Here is a 1629-nt window from a genome sequence, read left to right on the forward strand (position 1 = left end):
AAGGTTCAATCTGAAAATCAGAAATTCAATATTACTTAGTTTACGGTGTACTTAGTGATGTGGTTTATGCCCAGACAAGAAAAAGCTCTGAGAAATTTCTCAGAGCTTTTGTGTGGCGAGAGTGGGATTTGAACCCACGACCAAGGGCTTATGAGTCCCCTGCTCTGCCACTGAGCTACCTCGCCTGAGCGGAGAAAATCTTACTACGCCCGATTGCTTTTGTCAACAATTTCTGAAATCGCGGGCACGCCGCCCAGCGATTCGGCTGCATCAACGGCATTCAATATGGCCTGCGCAAAAACCTCGGCAGCAAACGCGCCTACGATATTAACATCCGCTTTGCGCTTGCCGGTTGCCAGAGCAAAAATTGTATCGCCATCGACCATCGTGTGCGCCGGGCGGATGGTGCGCGCTAGGCCGTCATGCGCCATTTGCGCTACCTTGTTGATGTCTTCCTTGTTGAAATTGGCATTGGTGGCGACCACGCCGATCACGGTATTGCCGCGGCTGGCAAGCCCCAGCGCCGTGCGCCCCACCAGCGATTGCATCACATCCAGCGTGTTGGCGAAATAGCCCGACGCGCCTATGTGTAATGGCCCCTTGTCTACGGCGCGTACCCCGGCGATGATTTCACCGTCGCGGGGGTTAATCACGTCGCCAAAGGCGTTTACCGCCACAATGGCCCCAACGAGCACGCCGCCGCCAATTTCCATACTGGCGGTGCCAATGCCAGCCTTCATCGCCTGCCCCATGCCCAAAATTTTCCCCACCGTAGCGCCGGTGCCTGCGCCGAAATTGCCTTGTGTGGGAGGCTGGGTGCTGGCGTTTATACAGGCCTGATAGCCCATTTCGGCATCGGGGCGAATATCGGCGCGGCCAATGCCGAGATCAAACAGAATGGCCGCAGGGACGATGGGGACGCGCGCCACCTGGACATTGAAACCGATGCCTTTTTTTTCGAGGTAGCGCACCACCCCCGAGGCGGAATCCAGCCCGAAAGCAGAGCCACCCGAGAGCACGACCGCATGTACTTCCTTGACCAAATGCAGAGGATGCAGCGCGTCGACCTCGCGCGTGCCCGGCGCGCCCCCGCGCTGATCCACGCCCCCAACCGCGCCATCCGGGCACAGAATTACGGTGCAGCCGGTGATCGCATCCAAATCTTGCGCGTGCCCAACCTGGATGCCGGGAATATCGGTGATGGCGTTGTGGAGCTTCATGAACTCTCCTGGGGGTTGAGCAGGGCTATGACGCGTGCGATGACTTCGGCGCCAATTTCATATTTGCTCATCAGTGGCAGTTCTTCTTTGCGGCCATCGGCGTGCAGCAGGGCGGCGCGGTTGGTATCGACAGCGAAACCGGCATCGCTGGCGCTGACATCGTTGGCGACGATGAAGTTCAAACCTTTGCGGCGCATTTTGTCTGCGGCATTGGCGATGAGGGCCTGGGTTTCGGCAGCAAATCCGACCAGAATTTGGGGTTGATTTGTTGTGGCGCGTTGCCGGTGGACGGCGGCGAGAATATCGGGGTTTGGCGCAAGTGGCAGCGATGGCGCGCCAGTGATTTTTTTGATTTTTTGCTGGGCCGGTTGGGCCGGGCGGAAATCGGCTACCGCGGCGCTCATCAACA

At 58.0% G+C, this 1629-nt stretch carries 2 protein-coding genes and 1 tRNA gene; all 3 read right to left on the bottom strand.

All coding sequences use genetic code 11. The features are described 5' to 3' along the window. Positions 1-113: 113 nt before the first annotated feature. A tRNA-Met gene (locus HN413_14185) sits at positions 114-185 on the bottom strand. Positions 186-203: 18 nt separating this feature from the next. Beyond that, complete coding sequence (locus tag HN413_14190; protein MBT3391545.1) at positions 204-1220, bottom strand: P1 family peptidase; 1017 nt, start codon at positions 1218-1220, stop codon at positions 204-206. Beyond that, a partial coding sequence (locus HN413_14195; protein ID MBT3391546.1) for a bifunctional 4'-phosphopantothenoylcysteine decarboxylase/phosphopantothenoylcysteine synthetase occupies positions 1217-1629 on the bottom strand: 413 nt, incomplete at its 5' end. The genes HN413_14190 and HN413_14195, both read right to left, overlap by 4 nt.

This window comes from Chloroflexota bacterium, assembly GCA_018648225.1.
In the GTDB taxonomy this organism is placed as follows: Bacteria; Chloroflexota; Anaerolineae; order Anaerolineales; family UBA11858; genus NIOZ-UU35.

Excerpts from the sequence above, each read along its gene's own strand:
- HN413_14190 (MBT3391545.1), bottom strand. The coding sequence starts at position 1,220 with ATGAAGCTCCACAACGCCATCACCGATATTCCCGGCATCCAGGTTGGG.